This is a genomic window from Timaviella obliquedivisa GSE-PSE-MK23-08B, from assembly GCA_019358855.1.
In the GTDB taxonomy this organism is placed as follows: domain Bacteria; phylum Cyanobacteriota; class Cyanobacteriia; order Elainellales; family Elainellaceae; genus Timaviella; species Timaviella obliquedivisa.
Map to the genome: position 1 here is coordinate 82042 of JAHHII010000003.1, position 19547 is coordinate 101588.

Consider the following 19547-nt stretch of genomic DNA (forward strand, 5'->3'; position numbering starts at 1 on the left):
ATCAAAATATTCTGGGCAAAACGATCTGGGGCAACGGTAGCTTAGCGTGAAGCGCGATCGCTGGGAAGATGAAAATGAGCGCTGGACGGATTTTTTTGATGCCTAGACGGAATTTTTGTAGCTCAGTTTGTTGAATTGGCTGACCCGATATTGTTGGGTTTCTTCCGCAAGCTGATCTTGTCCTGAACTCCATTGCGTTACCACCCCATTCTGCATACCTCAACTCTGGCTGCACAAGCTCTAGCAACACTACCATCAGGTCATGGTAGATTGAATCAGGGGATTAAGAAGAACTAGCTTTGTCTGATGCAACAGTGACCCAGAGTTATCTCAATGATTCGCACTAAAATTAGGGAGGCTTAATCATGGATACGAACATGATATCGATTTCTATTTCTCTGGAACAACTCATCGCAGCCGTACAACAATTGCAACCGGATGAGCAGGTACAGGTTGCTAGAGTCTTAGTTCAAGCAGGGTTACGTTCAGATTTGACGGCTTTAATCCAGGAACTGTATAACCAATCGCCTGTTGATGACATCACAGATGATGACATCATGGCTGAAATTAAGGCTGTACGCCAGCAATCCCAGCAAGTATGACGTTTCGAGTCGTGGTTGATACCAATATCTGGATTCGCATCTTGCTAAAGGGGCAGGTGACATTGCCAATCTTAGAAGCGTTCAATCAGGACAAATTTGAGTTGGTGATGAGTCAACTGCTCATGGATGAACTCCGTCTCGTTTGCGATCGCCCCCGATTAAAAGAGCGAATTGATACGAGTCAAGCCTTTCGCCTTGAACAACAGTTACAGAACCGCGCTACATGGGTTGAGTTGAAAACAATTCCACCGAATTGTCGAGATCCAAAAGATTTACCTGTGCTGGCTACGGCTATTGATGGTGAAGCAAACATGATTGTGACTGGGGATGATGATTTACGGGCTGATGATGAATTGAGGACAATCATGGCACTTATGGTATCCAGTTGCTAGGCGTTAATTCTTTTTTGGAATGTTTAGAATAGGGATACATCAATCGTTCCACTTTCAGAAGGTGACGATCGCTTTCAAGGTTGAGGTATTTCGATGATCAACCAGCGATCGTAATGCCAGGCAGAACCAATTGGCTCGTGACCATTGGTCTTGGAAACGGTGGAGCAGAGCAGCCATCAAAAGGGATTGAGTGAACCAGAAGTTAGCGATCGCAGAGACATCTCAACGGTCATACTGCTCTAAAGCATACTGTGCGTTGCGTCAAACTTCAATTCAGTGACTATCATTAGAAGTACAAATCTAGATTGAGCCAAGTACCATGAGAGCGATTAAAGCGACTGGTAGCATTGATGAGCAGGGACAAATTCATCTTGACCAACCGCTTGTGAATGTAGATGGTCGTGTTGAAGTCATTGTCCTGATTGCTGAGGAAGATGAGCCGGAGACAGATCTGGTCTCAAAAGATGAAATTCTTGCAAACTTTCGGCAAGCTTGGCATGAGGCAATGACAGGGCAAACGGTTCCAGTCTCACAAATGTGGGAAGGGATTGATCGTGACTGATAAGCCGATAATCCAGGTTGAAGCAGCTAAAACGTTCACTCGTGACTTACGGACTCTCTCGAAAAAGTATCGCAGTATTTATAAGGATGTTCAGCCCGTTATTGAGGAACTTCAGAATGGCAACATCCTTGGTGATCAAATTCCCAACATTGGCTATGCAGTCTTTAAAGTCCGAATCCGTAACAGTGATATAAAAAAAGGAAAAAGCGGCGGGTATCGATTGATTTATTATCTCCAAACCATGACTGGGATTATTCTCTTAACTATCTATCTAAAGTCTGAGCAAGCCAATATTGAACCCGACGAGATTAAGTCAATCATTGAACAAGAACAATGAGATGAGGTTAATTTCTATCTCTACCCAACGGAGATAGCCTTCTTTTTTCCTGCTTAATTTGTCGCTGAGAACCGGATTGAAAAATTTCAGGAAATCGAGAGCGTACTGCCATACGGAGACAATTGGGTTATGGTCATTGGCTTTGGACACGGTAGAACAAAAGTGACAATCAGATTAGTGCGATTAGTTGTTAGCATTAGTTCCAGAAATTGGTAGGCTATTGCTCATCAACCAAGTATTTGAACAGGTCGTCAATTACAGCATCAGCAGCAATTAAATTTGATCCGATCCAGGCGTAAACGTCTACAACATACACCTGACGTTGCTGAACAGCCTTGAGCGATCGCCAGAGAGGGTCTTGTTGCCACTTTTTAGATGCTTCAGCAGCTACATCCTCACGAGCTTGAATAAATAAAATATCAGCATCCATTTCTCCTAGCTTTTCTTCAGAAAGAGGATAGTAAACTAGACCATTAGGTACATCAATATCTTGTGATTTTGGACGTTTTAGTCCGATATCTTTAAGAATAGATCCTGCAAATGAATTTCTACCCCATACCTGCACAGTACTGTCCTCAGCGAGAGTGATGACGGATATTGTTTTATCCACATATCGATTTTTTAAGGCTAATTTAAGCTTCTCAATTCGTTGATAATATCTATCCCATTCTTGTTGTGCAACATCCTGCTTTCCTAATGCTTCAGCCATGAGGTTAAAAAAATCTTTCCAATCTGGAGTTTCTCCAAAACGCAGCATTATCGTAGGGCTGATTTGAGAGAGAAGAGGGTAAATACTACGAACAGCAAGATCCCAACTGATGATCAAATCAGGCTTGAGCAACGATATTTTCTCCAAATTAGGCATACCTTGACTGCCTAGTACGGGTATATCCCCTATTTCTCTTCTTAAATATGGAGGAAAGTTATCTTGTGAATAACTGGAGGCTGAAGTACTGCCAATTGGTTTGATCCCTAAAGCAAGTGCATTAGCCAGAGCGAAGTGAGAAATAGTAACCACTCGTTTAGGATTATGAGGAATACAAGTTTTCCCCATTACATGAGCTACAACTCGACACTCTGGTGTTGCCTGTTCTGAGTTCTTGACAGGATGGTTAACACTCCTGCCACAGGCTCCAATAACTGAGCAAACCAAAAGCCCTAGCAGAAACAGATAGGTAATACGGCGTTGAAACATTTTCATTGGTGTCGCCTTGCTACTTAAAATTCCCACGAGATTTGCCCCTGCATTGTAAATGGCTCACCGGGAAACACCTCCAACTCTCCGTAGGAAGCCTGAAAATAATCTACATTGAATAAATTTTGAAGATTGAGGGAAGCACGAAAACGATCATGCCGATAATAAATCGCCGCATCCGTCCGCAGGTAACTAGGCAAAACAAATGCATCGCTAAACCCTTGACGCTCACCGACGTAGAATAACCCCAAGCCAAACCCTAAACCTTGTAAGGCACCTTGTTGAATTTGATAAGTAGTCCATAGGTTAACAGAGTTCTCAGGTACATTACTCAAGCGACCGCCTACAGGAAGATCATTATCTCTAGTGATTTGGGCATCCGTGTAGGCATAGCCCGCAGTAATGTTCCATCCCGGCAAAATTTCGCCTGCGACGCTGAGTTCAACACCTCGGCTACGCTGTTCACCGACTTGAATCGAAAATCCTTCATTGTCCGGATCAGACGTTAGAACATTGGATCGTGTCAATTCGTAAAGAGCAAGGGTTGTCGAAAGCCGATCATTCAAGTCCGCTTTGATTCCAACCTCATACTGAGTGCCACGCTCTGGTTGAAAACTGCTACCATCAAATGCTATGCCAAGGACTGGAGCAAATGAGTTAGTGTAACTGGCATAAAGTGAAATTGGCTCAATAGGCTGATAAACAATTCCGACACGAGGACTGAGTGCGTTACCGGATTGATTGTTTGATTCAGTAACTCCTGTTCCTGCTCGAAAAAATCGATCAGTTTGATCATACATATCAAACCGTACACCCAGCAGCAGCTTAAGATTCTCTAGCAGGGTAATCTGATCTTGAACATAAAAGCCTAAATCATTTCTTAAAAAGGTATTGATTCTAGTAAGAGATGGAGTCTCAAAAGGCTGCCCGTACACAGGGTCAAACAAGTCAATTGATCCGATGGTTCCGAAGGAGTCTTGAATGCTAAAGGATGCGTAACCCAGGTTGGCTCCAAAGACTAGCTGATGCCCTATCGAGCCAGTTGAGAAATTACCTGTAAGGTTTAATGCGACTTCGTAGGCATCATTTTCGAGATCCCTGAATAGGGTAGAACGATTTAGCGTTCGGTTATCAGGCTCAAGGCTATCAGGGAGAATAAATAGTAAATCCTCTCGAAGTGAGCCGAACTGAAACGCATTCTGTAGTGACCAGGTATCACTAAACTGATGCTCTAGCCTATATCCAACTCTGGTCGTAGTACCATCTATGGAAGCGTCAGTTTCTCCAATATAACGATCTCGGGCGATGCGACCATTGGGATTAGGCAATACAGTGCCGACTGCTGGTAGTCCCGGAGTAAACGAAGTTTGTGCATCTGTATAATCGAATTCTATTGTTAAATTAGTTCTATCTCCAATTGCCCAGCTTAATACAGGAGCAACAAAAAATTGATTCTCCTTGTAAATATCAATGAAGCTATTTCTATCCAGATAAGATGCATTGAGTCGATATAAAACTGTCCTGGAGTCATTCAGTGGACCAGACAAGTCTGCTGTAACCCGGTAAAAATCAAAGCTGCCAATTGTGGCATCAAGGGAGTAGAAAGGTTCGCGTAGCGGTTGCTTTGTCAGCAGGTTGATGGTTCCACCTGGATTACCTGGACCAAACAGCACTGAAGCTGGACCCTGGAGAAATTCAACCCTCTCAATATTAGTAAAAACAGTTGGCGCTCCTGAAAAACGTTCTCTCAGACCATTTCTAAGAAAATTGCCACCAAAAGGAAAGACTCCAAAGCCTCGGATATTAATTAAGCTATCGGGCTGTGTGGAAGGCGAGATTTGGTTTGCCGCAGGAACATTTCTAATGACTTCTTCCAAACGAATGACGTTTTGATCTTCTAGCACTTGCCGAGGCACGACTTGAATAGATTGGGGAATATCTCTCAATGGTGTAATCCGTTCGCGTGGCGGTCGAGGCATCATCCACTGCATATCCCTCTTCCTGCTCCCCCGTCACCACTACCTGAATTGCATCTTCCTCAACTTCTACTGTCGCTGTGCCCCTCGTAACACTCAAGACCAAGTTTTGAGCTTCTGTGTTGACCGTCGCTGTGGGTGGAGCCTCTGATCCTGTGATCGCCACTCGAATGCCGTCCCCTCGCGGTGTAATGCTTACTAAAGCAATGCCTTCCGCCGGATTAGCTGCCTGAAACTCATTGCCCTCCGGCAATGCCAGCACTGCATTCGGGATATCTACAATTAACGCATTGCCAACCACCGAAGTAGTAGGAGTCAGTTCTCCTGAAGTCTCTAAAACGATCGCAATTCCATCGGCTGTGGCATTGAGATTCACACCCGTAATCTGCGCGATCGCCTGGGCAATCTCAGTCAACCATTCATTCATCGTGGTCGCAGGCTGCTCAATCTGGCTGAGGCGAGGAATTTCAGTTTCCCTTTTAGTCTCCTGAAGCTCTGCAACTTCGGCAGTCTGCGCTTCTATCGTTCCTGTCTCTTGAGATCTATTCTCCTGCTCAACCTCTGCCCAGGCAGGGCAAGCCATCAGCATGAGTAAAACACCCGCTATCCAAATCGATCGCTGTTGTTGATTCATAACTCCACACACCAAAACACAAGAGACGGTAAGACAGAACTCCTTACCCTCAATTGCAAATCATTTGCAAAAAGCTTACCGGAAAGCAGCAGCGTATGGGCGATCGCATTGATCACGAGCGGGAATTTTTAGATCACAAGCGGGAATTTTGGCATCTCCCAAATTCCTTTGTCTTCCAATCAGTAGGGAATAGGCTTTAGGATTGATGCCAAATCTCTTTCTAAATGCGGCGGCAAAGTAACCACGATTGGCAAAACCGACTGCGTGAGCAATCTGAGTAATCGACAGATTTCCCTCCTCTAGCAATTGCTTAGCCTGTTCCATGCGGTATTGATGTAAATAACCAAATACGGTAGTGCTAAAAACCTGGCGAAATCCCCGCTTCAGAATAAATTCGTTTAGACCAACCTGACGAGCCAATGCTTTAAGCGAAGGCGGATTCTGCAAGTGTTTTGCCAAAATCTCCCTGGCATAGTGAAGGCGATCGACATCTTCTGCTTTTAATTGCCACAGGTTGCCTTGATTGGCTTGCTGGTTCACCGCTTCCAACTGCAACGCCATCAGTTCCCACACTTTACTTTCGAGATACATTCGTTTGACTGCGCCTTGGTGGGGGCAATTCACGATCTGTTGTAAGGTGATTTGCATGGCAGCAGTAGGTGCATGAGAACAAACGAAACGCTCTTGGTCAGGTTTCTTAAGCAGTTTTTGGAATTCTTCAGGAACTTCTCCAGCGCGATCGCTCACAGATGCACAAAATAGTTCAGGCTCCATATGAACGCACACCTCAAAGTTGCGCTGTCCTGGTAAATACTCACACGAATCCTCGCAAGCATTGCCACTGCCAGAAAAGAAATACTCTCCATCGCTAGATGAGGGCTGGTGGACAAATTCCTTCACAGTCCAAAAACTACACTCTAGCGGATGGGCACGCTCAGGAGATTCAACAATCAGCGGTTTGTGGAGTTGATAATCGCCAATCTCCAACAATAGCCCCTCCTGAAGCTGAAGCGATCGCCAATAGCCTTGCCCAAACTGCTCCGGGTATTTCCAGATGGTGTCAGCCTTATCTGGGCGCGTCATTTGTGCTGTTGCCAAAGGCTCCTGAAACAACGCCCAGTAGTCAGATTGAGAGAGTGCGATCGCCATAATTACTGTGGTTGACTTTAATTGCAAATCATTCTTATTATTAATACCTTAATTTTTGGAGGGATTGCAATCCAGTATTATGAAGCGTGAGTATCAACGACTCATGTCTAATGCCGATGGCATGACTCAATGCTGCAATTGGGATTGAATTGCCCCGATTATGCAGACTTTGTAAGGCGGTTAGAGACAAAAGGATCAGCGGGCGATCGCTAACCTATGGCGAAATGACTTGATCTAGGCGACTGACCTGATACTGCTTAACCGTCTCCAATGATTTTTCGTCTCCTGAATTCCACATCGTCGTGACCTGACCGCAAGCCTCAACTCTGGCTGTGTAGGCACCCGATCGAGTTCCATCTGGTGAGGTAAAGTTAATGCGAACCTCTGCCCAGTTAGGATAATCTGCATCGGATGGGTCGATCGCCAATGTTTCGCTATGCTTGAGGTAATTGAGCCAATCCCAACCTTCCTGCATCCAGATTTCTCGCTCGGCAATTTGTTCAGCCCAGCCTAGTCCTGCCCATCCTCGGTAAAACGATCGCAACCCCGCTACAGAACCATTGCGATGCACTAGCAAATCCAGAATTTCTGGCTCTAAATGCCCCCAGTAGCGACCTTCGGGTAGATCGAGTAGGGTGGGTGCAAACTGATGTCCGCCAAAATGGGAACAGCGCCAGACTTGGAGAGATGATGAATGGCGCATGGCGTACTCTTTGCGAAGTTTTTCATAGATGGGATAACCAAACCTGCCGCAAGCCACGTCGTAGTTGCTATGGGTACAGATTAGTAAGTCTCGGATGTGATTGGTGTTTTGCTGATAGGACGTGAAGTTGGGAAGTTGGTCTGGTTGAGTAAGCAAGGCGTTGATCAGAGGAGCTAGTTCAGTAAACGGCAGAATGAATTCCTGCTTGGTGTATTGTGCAAATTGCTTAGCAGGGCGCTGGTAATAGATGACTCGTGTGGCATTGGGCTGGGTGTAGTCTCGATCGGGCGCAATGGCTAGTGGTCTGAAGTTGATATCCTGATTCCAAGCAGTTTGAAACACATCGATGACTGGTTGGGGCAACGTTCCAGGTTCAATCCAAATTGCAGGCGACCAGGGTTGAGGCAGTTCAATCAGCAGAAAGCGATCGTAGGTGGCTCCTGTGCCGATCGGATCTTCGTGATTAGATTTGGACACAACTGAACAAAATCGGCAGGTAGTTAAAGCTTGGTTAGGAGACATAAGCAAATCAACATGAATGGATACCAAGAGTTGTTATTGATGATTAATTCCTGACGAGATACTTGAACAGATCATCAATGACGGCATTGGCAGCCAGCGGCCCTGCTCCAATCCAGTAGCCAGGAACCTCATAGACTTTCCCTTGCTGCACGGCGTTTAATTGTGCCCATAGTGGATCGGTTTTCAACTGCTTTAGGGCAATCTGCGCCTCTTGCTGGTATTGCTGGTTATAGCCATACGTCCACATAAAGATCACATCTCCGTCAGCATCTCGAATGCGTTCTTTAGAAATCTCGTAAGCTGCCCCTGACTTGTCTTGAGAAGGCGGACGAGGTAATCCGGCATCCTCTAAAATTGTGCCAATGAAAACATCGTTTAGATAGAGACTAATGTGAGTGGGATAGACGCGCACAACGGAGACTTGAGTGTTCTCTAATCGCTCGCCCATTTGAGTTTTGAATGTCTCTAGCCGATCGTTGTAGTCTTGTAAAATCTGTTCCGCAACATCGGTCTTTCCCAACGCCTCGGCAAAGTTCATCAGTGCTGCTTTCCAATCCTTTGAGTCTTTGTGAGGCGTTAAAACTGTTGGGGCAATTTGTGATAATTGACGATAGGTTTGCTCGTGGATCATTGTGCCTAAAATTAAATCAGGTTTAAGCGCCAATATTTTCTCCAGACTGGGTTCTCCTTCGCTACCCAGGTTTTCAATTCCTTGTATCTTTCCTTGAAAATAGGGCGGAGTATTTTCAAAAATAACGCTGCCAACGGGTTTAGCCTGTAATGCCAAAACGCATTCTAAGGCATATTCATCTAGTGTGATAATCCGGTTGAGATTAGTGGGAACTGTGGTTTTCCCCTTACCGTGTTCAACAACGTGTACTGCTGCGGAAGATTGTAATTCTACACCATTGTCTCCGCTATCTCCTAATTGTTCGACACTGCTGCCATTGCAGGCAATCACCCAAACTAACGTGATAATCACCAGCAGAATCCGCAAAATCGATCGATGCATTCTTCCCGCCATGCCACATCTCTGCTACATTTTTCTAAAACTCTACCGATACGCTGCCCACAATCGTCAAGGGTTCACCCGGTCTAACTGTGTTGGTTCCAAAATCTGCCCCTGCAAAATGCCGCTCATCAAACAAGTTCTTGATGTTAAGCGCGGCTCTCCAGTTATCACGACGATAATAGACAGCCGCATCCGTGCGGATAAAAGAGGGTAATTCATAGGTGTTATCAAAATTACCGGGTCTATTATCGACATAGAATAAGCCAATACCAAATCCCAATCCCTGGAGCGTTCCAGTTTGTATCTCATACGTTGTCCAGAGACTAGCCGTATTGGGAGCAACATTGGCGTTGCGTAATCCCTCCGGAAAGAAGGGATCATCGCCACTGTCTGTGACTTTGGCATCCGTGTAAGCATAGGAGGCAATGATATTCCAACCGGATAAGATTTCCCCTGCAACATCCAATTCAATCCCCTGGCTTCTGACTTCACCCAAGGGCAGCGAGAAGTTGGGATCGTCTGGATTGGTAGTAGCCACGTTGGTCTTGGTCAGATGGTACGCGGCCAAATTTGCAATCAGGCGATCGCCTAGAAATTCGCCGCGAATGCCCACCTCAAACTGTCGTCCCCGTTCGGGTTCCAGAAAAGAACCATCGGATTGGGTAAACACATTAGGCTGAAACGACTGGCTATAGCTGGCATAGAGTGAAATGGGTTCGATCGGCTGATAGAGAATGCCAATTCGGGGAGAGAAAGCCTCTTCGTTTTGGTCACTGCCAGTACCGCTCAGAAAACTGAAAGAACTCTGATCAATAATGTCGAATCGTCCACCGATCAGCAGATGCAAGTTGTCTAAGAGGTCAATTTGATCCTGGATAAAAAAGCCCACTGTGTTGGTGGCATTGAAGCGATCGATAGTCAGCAGCGGCAGATCCGATCGCTCAGGTCGGAAGGCACCGTATTCTGGGTCAAAGATGTTAATCGATGGAGTAGACTCGGCGGCTCTGGTATTGCTGCGCTGGGTGTTTCGGCTCCAGTCTACGCCCAATAACAGGGTATGGTCGACCGATCCCGTTGAGAACTCTCCCACTAGCTCGGTCTGGAGGGCAAAACTCTCGCGGTGGTCATCATTGGAACGCAAATTGCGCGTCAATATCCCCGTTTCCTCGTCCAAACTATCAGGCTGAAAGGCAGAGTCTAAGGAATCGCTAAACAGCGTCCGGAAAGCGTTTCGCACCCGCCAGTTGTCGCTAAAGCGATGCTCAAAACGGTATCCTGCGCCAACTTCTTCCACCTGCCGGAAATCATCTTCCTCGCCCAGTATTCGGCTGATGGGAATATCTGCCACTTCATCGCCAATGACCACTAAGCCGCGATCGAAGGGGCGCTCGTCGCGCACATGATCAAATTCCAGTGTCAGATCGGTGCGATCGCTAATTTGCCAGGTCAACACCGGAGCAATAAAGTATCGTTCGGTGGCGCGGCTAAAATCTCGAAACCCGTCTTCGTTCAGGTAAGCCGCATTGAGGCGATACAGCAGAGTTTCATCGTCGTTTAAAGGGCCCGAAAAATCGATCGACGGACGCACAAAGCCGTAATTCCCCAACTTTAGTTCTGCGGAGTAGTAGGGATCAGACAGCGGTATTTCGGTAATAAAGTTGATCACACCTCCCGGTTCCAGATTGCCATAGAGTAACGAGGCTGGACCTTTCAGCACTTCGACTCGTTCAATATTGGCAAATTCTCGAATGCCTTGAGCGTTGTCTCTGAAGCCATTACGTAAATACAAATCAAAGGCTGGAAACCCCCGGATCACGAAGCCACCATCCTGCGTGTTCCCAAACGTGTTGCCTGGGACGACCCCGCTGACGTTGCGAACCGCGTCTTCCAGTTGAATTACCTGCTGGTCTTCGAGAATCTGTCGGGGAACCACCTGAATCGATTGGGGAATATCTCGCAGTGGTGTATCGGTGCGGGTGGCGGTCGTCGCCTCATCGACCTGATATCCCTCTTCCTGCTCCCCAGTCACCACCACCTGAATCGCGTCTTCCTCTGTCACTTCTCCCGGTTCACCCGATGTCACACTCACCACCAATTCCTGAGCCTCCGTGCTTACCTCAGTCACAGGCGGCGCATCTGTTCCTGTAATGGCAACTCGCACCCGATTATTGGGCAAATTGGTCACACTGATTAGCGCAATTCCCTCACTTGGATCGGCTACCCGGAATTCATCCTCATCTGGCAAGACCAGTGTTGCATCTGAGATATCAATAATCAACGCATTGCCCACAATAGAAGGGGAAGCAGGCTGCAATTGCCCTGTTGCATCCAGAATGACCTCTACTCCCTCTGGAGTTTGGTTTAATCGTACTCCTGTAATTTGCACCAAAATCTGTGCCAGCCATTCCTCAACCGTTGTTGCAGGTTGCTCAAGTTCGCTGACTGTGGGGAGTAGCGAGTGGGGAGTAGCGAATGAAAAAAAATCTTCATCGATTTGCGGTTCTGGTCTATCTCTTATCTCTTCTTCGCCCTGATCCCTAATTCCCCATTCCTGATCCCTATTTTCTATTCCCTCCAAGCTCACCTCTGCCCAAGCAAATGGAGCCAACCACACCGAGAACAAGCTTGCAATAAGCGACGATCGCCACAACAAATTCAACATCACACCACACACCTCATGAGCAATGGGAAAGTACAGGGAGTGGGCGAAATCATTGCTGCTCCCTGCTATTACTAATCTTTCTCAATAAGCTTACCGGGAAATAAGATCTAACTTGCAGGTACTTTTAGCTTCAAACGGATTTTTTTTGTTTTCAAACGGATTTTTTGTCAACCCACACTCATGCAGTTGAAGACTGATTCGACATAGAAACAGACAAAACCGTGGATTTCTGAAATAATTTAGGATTAACGCCAAATTTCCTCTTGAATGCCACAGCAAACGCGCTCTGACTCGTATAGCCGACTGCTTTCGCGGCTTCTCGGATATTAATTTGTCCAGTGGTCAGCAATTGTTGGGCTTGCTCCAATCGATAATCGTGGAGATATCCAAACACCGTTTTGCCAAACACCTGACGAAAACCTTGCTTGAGCTTGCAATCATTCAGTCCAACTTGATGAGCCAACTCCAACAAAGAAGGCGGATTGTCTAAACGGTTGAGGAGAATTTCTTTGGCATGGTGAATGCGATCGACATCATCTCGCTTCAGAAACGATGAAACTTGAGATTTGCCGCTGCGAATATCTAACTCTTGCTCAATTAACAAGGTCAACAATTCCCAAACTTTGCATTCTAGATACAGGCGTTTGGTGATACCTTGATAAGGGCAATTCAACAGTTGTTGCAAGACCACCTGCATGGGTACTGTGGTGAGACCAGAGCGAAAATAGTATTCTTGAGTGGACTGCTGAATCAGGTGTTTTAACTCAGGAGGAAGTTGATCTGCTGGGTTGCCTAAGAAGTTGCCAAATAATTCTGGTTCAATATGGACATTAACCGTTAAGTGCCGTTCCTGAGCAAAGGATCGGCTGATTTCTCTGGGGGCTACACCGCTACCACAGAAGTTATATTGCCCTGCCCTGAAGACGCGATCGCCGCTGGTGGAACTATTGCAGAGATAAAACATATATTCCAGTGGGTGTTCTCGATCGGGTGCTTCTGAAATCACATCGTCATGCAGCGTATAGTCAGCAATGGTCAGATATAATCCTTCCCGCAGATCAACCTCTCGCCAAAACCCATGTCCTAACTGCGACGGGTATTTCCGAATGATATCAACTTCATCAGAAGCAGGCTGTTTACCTTCTACACTTTCCTGAAATAATGCCCAGTAGTCAGCTTGAGAGAGTGCGATCGCCATATTGTGAGATTGAACTAGTTGCAACTAATTCTCAATATTTTTGCACAGTTCGCTAATCACTTGAAGCGATCGCCGATTTTTTTAAGAAACAGGTGGAACGCGAACTAATAAACGCGATCGTAAGGACTCAGGCATTTTAGCTGGCAACACGTAGCCGTCTTCACTTTGCCTATAAAGTTGATCAAATTGCAGCAACGCATCGGCTTCATTTGCGGGAACGTTGGTGAAGAGATAGGTGACTTTGTCTGCGGCAGAGAAGGCAATGGCATAAACTCGCTGAGTTTGATTTGAGCTAATCTAAAGAGGCAACCGTGGCATACTCAGCAGTTCTCATATGACACAGATACCAGCAAACGCCTACCCCTTTGTTGAAGAATTTTTGACTGACAATAGTGGTCAAGTCTGCAAGGTTGTCTTGCAAGTAGATGATTATCGGCGGCTACTCGAAGCGCTTGAAGATGAATGGCTATATCGAGCGATAACAAGACGTTAAGCATGAAGTTCCGCTCAGCTTGAGTGCTGCCCTGCAAGAACTTGATAGCGATGAAGGTTGAATATATCAGCCGCTCAAAAAGCTGCTTGCCATTGCTTAGTTATTCATTCGTAGCAACGCTTGGTAACCTGCCTGCACAAAATGCTCATCAGCAGTAACAGCTTCACTCAGGTTTTGATTTTTCATTACCACAAATGAAATGCAGTCTGTTAAGCCCCAGTCCTTGTCATTACGAGCAGCATAAAGCTGTAAGGCTTGATCGAGTAATGCTGTGTCAACACTCATGACATGAATATTTGGAGTTTGATAGCACAACTGAATAAATTCAACGGCTCCCTGCCGATTCACCTCACTCAGACCATTGCCTACTTCAATTAAAATGGCTTCTGTAATCCACACCTCTGCTGCTTCAACCTGAGGCAACAGAGCCAGCGCCTTAGCATGATACCGATCGCGGGAATTGTAGAGGGCTTGAATAAACACTGTGTCAAGAAAAAGACGGCTTTGGCTCATCTATTTAAGACTCTCGCTTTGGAGTGCCATAGAGATAGTGGTCATGCTCTTTAGACCAGTCTTCTGGCATCTCTACTGTTCCGGCATGAGCGCGTAAAACCATCCAGGCTGTTTTAACTACTGCTGATTGCGCTGTCGGTTCTCCGTTAGTTGCTGCTTGTGCTAACAATGCTTCGTTGATCACCACCACTGCTCGATGAGTTCCCGGCGGCAAATCTGAGGCTAACTCAATCGTGAGCTTTCCCTCACGATCGACCACGGCGATGGTTTCTATGGTTCTCATCCTGAAGCCTCTCTCATACCCTAAATTGAGTGCTAATCCAGTTTAGCGCCCACTGCCCTTTAGACCGATGGAATTTTAGCCACCTCTGCTGATTGCAACACTTCAGGAAATTGCTTCCAGGGGATGTCTCCATTCTGGCTGTTGAGATAGAGTTCGCCAAATTGGAGCAGCGCATCGGCTTCATTTGCAGGGAGGTTGGTGAAGAGATAGGTGGCTTTATCGGTGGCGGAGAAGGCAACGGCGCAGGGATGGCTGCACGTCCACAGACATCCAACTGCTCGAATTTCCAGATCCGCTTGGTGCGTCCAGGTTTGATGTAGGTTCTGGAGTTTGTTCAACAGTTTGGAGCCGTCGGATGGGTCTGTAGTTTGGTCTTGATCAGACTCGGCGTTGCAGGATTTGCAGATGAATAAGACGTGTTTAACCATGACTCTTATTGTTCTTCAATTAGGTATTTGAAAAGGTCATCAATTACGGCATTTGCAGATAGAATACTGCTACCAATCCAATAGCTAGGCACCTCGTAAACTTGTCCTTGCTGAACAGCTTTGAGTCGTTGCCAGAGTGGATCAGCTTTGAGTTTGGCAATTTCAGTTTGCACCTCTTGCTGAGATTGCCCGGACTCATTATTCCACAAAAAGATCACGTCTCCGTCAGCAATTTGCAGACTTTCTTTAGAGATGTCTAACTGTCCAGTTGGGGTTTGTAAAAGCGGACGAGCCAATCCAGCGTCTTCTATGATTGAGCCAACAAAGGTATCGCTAGTATAAATTGAGATCGTGTTGGGATAAATCCGAATAATAGAAACTTCAAGCTGTTGCAAGCGAGTGCCCATTTGAGCTTTGAAGTCGGCTAAGCGATCGCCATAAGATACCATAAGCTGGTTTTTCACATCTGTCATACCAAGCGTTTCTGCGTTATGCATCAGGATATCTTTCCACTGTCCGCTGCTTTCAAAGTTAAATAAAACAGTAGGGGCGATTTTCGTAAGCTGTGAGTATATTTTTTCATCTTCGGTCAGCCCTAAGATCAGGTCTGGTTTAAGCGCAAGAATTTTTTCCAGGCTCGGCTGAGTAAAGTTGCCAACTGCTTCAATGCCAGATAGGCGATCGCGCAAATAGTCTCGATCGTTTAGCCAGTCTGGGGACATGGCAACTCCTATAGGCTGTATTCCAAACGCCAAAACGTTTTCAAGTGAGAATGGGTCAATTGTCACCACGCGCTGAGGATTAAGAGGAACACAGGTTTCGCCCATAGCGTGTTCAACGATTCGACAATCTGATGTTTGAAGTGGTGAGTCAGAGACGCTATCTGATGAAACGTTGTTACCACAGGCTGAAACTAGACAAAGAATCAGGGTGATCAAAATCAGTAAATGGAACCAGAAATACTTAAAAAAAACGCCAGAAACTCGGAAGTGAGTAACTTGTCTAAAACCTTGCACCCACAGAATTCCTTTACTTCTCGGCAGAAAGTTCACAGCTTCTCTTACCCCTAACTCTTCAGAATGTTACTGAGACTGAACCGACAATGGTAAAAGGTGTGCCTGGCGTAATTACCGCTCGATCATCGACGGCTTCAGTATAGTCGATATTAAAGAGATTCCTAACATTGATGCCCGCTCGCCAGTTGTCTCGTCGGTAAAAAAGACTGGCATCGGTACGGAGATAACTTGGAACGCTGAAGGAATTCTCTAAGTCTTGTCGATCGCCAACAAAAAATAGTCCTAGTCCAAAGCCCAACCCTTGCAAGTCTCCGCTTTGAATTTCGTAGGTTGACCATAAACTAGCGGCATGTTTTGGTACACCTGCCAGTCGATTTCCCTCTAACGGACTGCCTTCATCCTCGGTCACTTCGGCATCTGTGTAGGCATAGGAGGCAATAATATTCCAACCGGAAAGGATTTCGCCAATCACATCTAGTTCAATTCCCTGACTTCTCTGCTCTCCAGTTGCAATACTGAAGTCCGGGTTATCCGGGTCTGTAGCCGCAATGTTAGTTTTGGTCAGGTAATAGGCTGCCACGTTGGTCGTCAGTCTATTTTCAAAGAACTCACCTCTAACACCAACTTCATATTGCGTACCGCGTGTAGGTTCGAGGATGTCTCCTTCAACGGTTGTACCAAAGTTGGGGGCAAAGGAACGACTGAAGCTGGCGTAAAGGGAAAGTGGTTCGATGGGTTGATAGACAATCCCGATGCGGGGAGAAAATGCCTCGTCTTGTTGTTGGTCAGTTGTATCTGAGAGAACATCTCCAGCAGAAACAGATGTAAAGAAAGAATCTTGATCGACGATGTCAAAACGTCCACCTACGAGTAGCTTTAAATTATCTGTCAATGCAATCTGATCTTGCAGATAAAGTCCAAAAGCCCGTACTGTTCCTCCGAACAAAGACTGTCTTTCATTTTCAAGCTCAGATCGGCTTGGTCTGGGAGCACCATAAACTGGGTCAAAAATGTTGATGATACTACGCTCAAGCGCGGATCGATTATCAAAATCATTCGTTTCTCTGGAGAAATCAGCCCCTAGTAAAAGGGTATGTTCGATCGAGCCTGTAGAGAACTCACCTACAAGATTGGTTTGCAGAGCATAGCCTTCGATAGTACCATTTTGGTCAGTAATGTCTCTTGCTAATTCACCTGTTTCTTCGTTCAGATTGCCCCTATTTTGAAACGCTCTCGTTGTACGCTCTGTCGAAATATAGCGAAAGACATTCCGGAGTTGCCAGTTTTCGCTGAACCGATGTTCTAGGCGATAGCCAGCCACATACTGGTTCCTGATATTAACATCATCCGGTTCGCCCAAAATTCGATCGAATGGGATATCGGCGATTTCATCACCAATGGCAGCTAAGCCGCGATCGAAGGGACGTTCATCGTAGAGATACTCAAAGTTTAAGGTTAAATCTGTATTGTCAGTAATGGCTAAACTGAGTACAGGGGCAACAAAAATTCGCTCAATTCCCTGATCAAACTCACGAAAATCATCAGCCGTTTGATAAACCGCATTCAACCGATAAAGTGCAGTGCGATCGGAGTTGAGTGAACCAGACAAATCAATGCTAGGACGAAGCAAACCAAAGTTTCCAGCTTGAAGTTCGACTTCATAAAATGGATCTTCTAAAGGCTGTTCTGTGACAACGTTGATAATACCGCCTGGCTCAAGGGTGCCATACAAAACAGACGCCGGACCTTTGAGCACTTCTACCCTTTCTATATTTGCGGTTTCTCTAAAACTGCTATTATTTCCTAGATTAGATGTACCTAGTTCAATACCATCTAATAGAACATTGTTGGTTTGAAAACCCCGAATCAAAAATGCATCGCCACTATTACCAAAATTGCTGCCTTCAATCACTCCGCTCACATTGCGGGTCGCCTCTCGAAGCTGAATGACTTGCTGGTCTTCTAATACCTGCTGAGGAATGACTTGAATGGATTGAGGAATGTCGCGTAATGGCGTATCTGTTCGGGTTGCAGTTGTGGCATCAGATGGGCTGTAGCCTTCATCCTGCTCTCCCGTTACCACAACCTGAATCGCATCCTCATCGGTTTCTGCCGCTTCAGTTCCAGGCGTAACAGCTAACACTAATCCCAATGATTCCACGCTCAAATTAGCAGTAGGCGGCGCATCCACTCCGGTAATTGCCACCCGAACGCGATCGCCCGGTAAACTGGTCACGCTCACCAACGCAATTCCTGCCGTCGGATTTGCTGCCTGAAACTCATCGCCCTCTGACAGTGCCAGCACCGCATTGGGAATATCCACAATCAGCGCATTTCCCACCACCGAGGTAGAAGGAGTCTCCAAAGATTCAGACGTTTCCAGCGTAATTTCTAAACCCGTATCGGTTGCTGTCACCTGCACCCCTGTCACCTGCACCTGTGCTTGGGCAATTTGAGCCATCCACTCATCCACAGTGGTTGCGGGTTGCTCAAGGTCGTTGAGATGTGGGATTTCTAGAGTTAAGGGATCTTGTACGTCACTGGTTAACTGTCCTTCGTTTCGTAGCAACCCACGATCGACCACCAATGACTCCTCCCTTCCAGATTGCCTATCCCCGATTTCCTCTTCCGCCAAAACACTGGGGACAACAAGTAGTGAAAAAATACCCGATAAAACCACGAGTTGTACAAATCGATTCACCATGACTCCACACACCTGGGATACTATCAGAGCCAGCGGTTTGTTAGTCGCCAGCCCGGTAATAAGAATATTTCTCAAATAGATTACCGGAGTGTGAGGTCAGATAGGCGATCGCAATGTCTGCTCAACGGAATATTTTTGTGAACTAGACGGAATTTTTGCTTAAACTAATGCTGAAGCGCTATCCATGCCCTTTGCGGTAGGCTCCAGGCGTACAGCCAAACTTCTGACAAAATGCCTTGGTAAAGTAGTTGCGGGCAAACCCTATAGACCGAGCAACCTCAGCAACCGTCATCTCTCCAGTGGTGAGAAGTTGTCTAGCTTGCTCTAGCCGATAGTGATGCAAATAGCCAAATGCCGTCGTACCAAACACCTGACGAAAGCCGCGCTTCAGGGTACACTCGTTTAAGCCAACCTGCCGTGCCAGTTGCGTCAAAGACGGTGGATTGTTTAAATTCTGCAACAAGATGGCTTTAGCGTGGTGAATCCGATCGACATCATCGGGCTTCAGCCAGACAGGAGATTGTTTGCCTTGTTGAGTTTCCACCTCCTGCTCCAGCAATAACGCCATCAATTCCAACACTTTGCTTTCTAGAAACACTCGCTGGGTAAATCCTTGATAGGGACAGTGCAAAATTTGCTGCAAGGCGATGTGCATTGCTGGTGTCGCCTGCCCCGGACGGACGTAGTATTCCTGATTGCGATCGCCAATCAAGTGTTGCAGCGCGGCGGGAACCTCTCCATTAGGGTTGCCTGCAAACGATTGAAATACCTCCGGCTCAATGTGAACGCTTACCCACATGCTTCGCTGGTTAGCAAATTGTTTCCAATGCTCTCCCGGTGAAATGCCGCTGCCGTAGAGGTGGTAAAGAATAGCATCAGCCGAAGCTTGATGTCCGCCTGCAAGGTTAAAGGTGTATTCAAGCGGATGTTCGCAGTCGAAAGAATGGGTGATGATATCGTCATGGGTTTGATAGTCTGCGATATCCAACACCAATCCCTCTCGCAAGCTAATCTCTCGCACAGAGCCATGTCCCAAAAGCGATGGATACTTCCAGGTGATGTCTAACTGATCCGCAGTAGATACAGTGTGCTCATCTGCTGCACTCTCTTGAATCAGCGACCAGTAGTCAGATTGTGAAAGGGCGATCGCCATATTGTGAGATTCG

Annotated in this window: 19 protein-coding genes and 1 pseudogene; 5 read left to right on the forward strand and 15 right to left on the reverse strand. The window is 46.3% G+C overall.

Annotated features, from left to right (window positions below; translation table 11 throughout):
• Position 1: 1 nt before the first annotated feature.
• Complete coding sequence (locus KME11_06270; protein ID MBW4514815.1) at positions 2-256, reverse strand: hypothetical protein; 255 nt, start codon at positions 254-256, stop codon at positions 2-4.
• Between the two features lie 109 nt (positions 257-365).
• On the opposite strand from KME11_06270, the gene KME11_06275 reads away from it, so the two are divergent.
• The 4 genes from KME11_06275 to KME11_06290 all read left to right on the forward strand — a co-directional run bounded on the left by KME11_06275 (position 366) and on the right by KME11_06290 (position 1893).
• A complete protein-coding gene (locus KME11_06275; GenBank protein MBW4514816.1) occupies positions 366-602 on the forward strand; it encodes a hypothetical protein in 237 nt (78 codons plus the stop codon).
• Positions 599-994, forward strand: coding sequence for a putative toxin-antitoxin system toxin component, PIN family (locus KME11_06280; protein ID MBW4514817.1), 396 nt, complete (start codon positions 599-601; stop codon positions 992-994). Before KME11_06275 ends, KME11_06280 begins: the two co-directional genes overlap by 4 nt.
• Before the next feature lie 319 nt (positions 995-1313).
• Positions 1314-1556 carry a hypothetical protein gene (locus KME11_06285; GenBank protein MBW4514818.1) on the forward strand — a complete coding sequence of 81 codons (243 nt, stop codon included), beginning with the start codon at positions 1314-1316 and terminating at the stop codon, positions 1554-1556.
• Positions 1549-1893, forward strand: coding sequence for a type II toxin-antitoxin system RelE/ParE family toxin (locus KME11_06290; GenBank protein MBW4514819.1), 345 nt, complete (start codon positions 1549-1551; stop codon positions 1891-1893). The genes KME11_06285 and KME11_06290 overlap by 8 nt, the downstream gene beginning before the upstream one ends.
• A 217-nt stretch (positions 1894-2110) precedes the next feature.
• On the opposite strand, the gene KME11_06295 is transcribed toward KME11_06290, so the two are convergent.
• From KME11_06295 to KME11_06330, 8 genes and pseudogenes are all read right to left on the reverse strand, one after another.
• Entirely contained in the window at positions 2111-3124 is a 1014-nt protein-coding gene (locus tag KME11_06295) for an iron-siderophore ABC transporter substrate-binding protein (GenBank protein MBW4514820.1), read from the reverse strand.
• Positions 3112-5713, reverse strand: a pseudogene (locus KME11_06300) (TonB-dependent siderophore receptor). Before KME11_06300 ends, KME11_06295 begins: the two are co-directional and overlap by 13 nt.
• 60 nt (positions 5714-5773) lie before the next feature.
• Positions 5774-6847, reverse strand: coding sequence for an AraC family transcriptional regulator (locus KME11_06305; GenBank protein MBW4514821.1), 1074 nt, complete (start codon positions 6845-6847; stop codon positions 5774-5776).
• 214 nt (positions 6848-7061) lie between these two features.
• A complete protein-coding gene (locus KME11_06310) occupies positions 7062-8072 on the reverse strand; it encodes a sucrase ferredoxin (GenBank protein ID MBW4514822.1) in 1011 nt (336 codons plus the stop codon).
• Positions 8073-8115: 43 nt separating this feature from the next.
• Entirely contained in the window at positions 8116-9096 is a 981-nt protein-coding gene (locus KME11_06315) for an iron-siderophore ABC transporter substrate-binding protein (GenBank protein ID MBW4514823.1), read from the reverse strand.
• Between the two features lie 22 nt (positions 9097-9118).
• On the reverse strand, positions 9119-11746 hold the full coding sequence (locus tag KME11_06320) for a TonB-dependent receptor (GenBank protein MBW4514824.1): 2628 nt from the start codon (positions 11744-11746) through the stop codon (positions 9119-9121).
• A gap of 178 nt (positions 11747-11924) precedes the next feature.
• A complete protein-coding gene (locus KME11_06325) occupies positions 11925-12944 on the reverse strand; it encodes an AraC family transcriptional regulator (GenBank protein ID MBW4514825.1) in 1020 nt (339 codons plus the stop codon).
• An 81-nt stretch (positions 12945-13025) separates the two neighbouring features.
• Complete coding sequence (locus KME11_06330; GenBank protein ID MBW4514826.1) at positions 13026-13241, reverse strand: DUF1636 domain-containing protein; 216 nt, start codon at positions 13239-13241, stop codon at positions 13026-13028.
• A gap of 37 nt (positions 13242-13278) precedes the next feature.
• Between KME11_06330 and KME11_06335 the strand changes: the two genes are divergently transcribed.
• On the forward strand, positions 13279-13437 hold the full coding sequence (locus KME11_06335; GenBank protein ID MBW4514827.1) for a hypothetical protein: 159 nt from the start codon (positions 13279-13281) through the stop codon (positions 13435-13437).
• Between the two features lie 96 nt (positions 13438-13533).
• On the opposite strand, the gene KME11_06340 is transcribed toward KME11_06335, so the two are convergent.
• From KME11_06340 to KME11_06365, 6 genes are all read right to left on the reverse strand, one after another.
• Entirely contained in the window at positions 13534-13950 is a 417-nt protein-coding gene (locus tag KME11_06340) for a PIN domain-containing protein (GenBank protein MBW4514828.1), read from the reverse strand.
• Between the two features lie 4 nt (positions 13951-13954).
• The gene (locus tag KME11_06345; GenBank protein ID MBW4514829.1) at positions 13955-14233 is read right to left on the reverse strand and encodes a hypothetical protein; all 279 of its coding nucleotides are present in this window, start codon (positions 14231-14233) and stop codon (positions 13955-13957) included.
• 59 nt (positions 14234-14292) lie between these two features.
• The gene (locus KME11_06350; GenBank protein MBW4514830.1) at positions 14293-14661 is read right to left on the reverse strand and encodes a DUF1636 domain-containing protein; all 369 of its coding nucleotides are present in this window, start codon (positions 14659-14661) and stop codon (positions 14293-14295) included.
• Positions 14662-14666: 5 nt separating this feature from the next.
• A complete protein-coding gene (locus KME11_06355; GenBank protein MBW4514831.1) occupies positions 14667-15713 on the reverse strand; it encodes an iron-siderophore ABC transporter substrate-binding protein in 1047 nt (348 codons plus the stop codon).
• A gap of 22 nt (positions 15714-15735) precedes the next feature.
• Positions 15736-18393, reverse strand: a complete 2658-nt coding sequence (locus tag KME11_06360) for a TonB-dependent receptor (protein ID MBW4514832.1) — start codon at positions 18391-18393, stop codon at positions 15736-15738.
• Positions 18394-18559: 166 nt separating this feature from the next.
• Entirely contained in the window at positions 18560-19534 is a 975-nt protein-coding gene (locus tag KME11_06365) for an AraC family transcriptional regulator (GenBank protein ID MBW4514833.1), read from the reverse strand.
• Positions 19535-19547 lie beyond the last annotated feature (13 nt).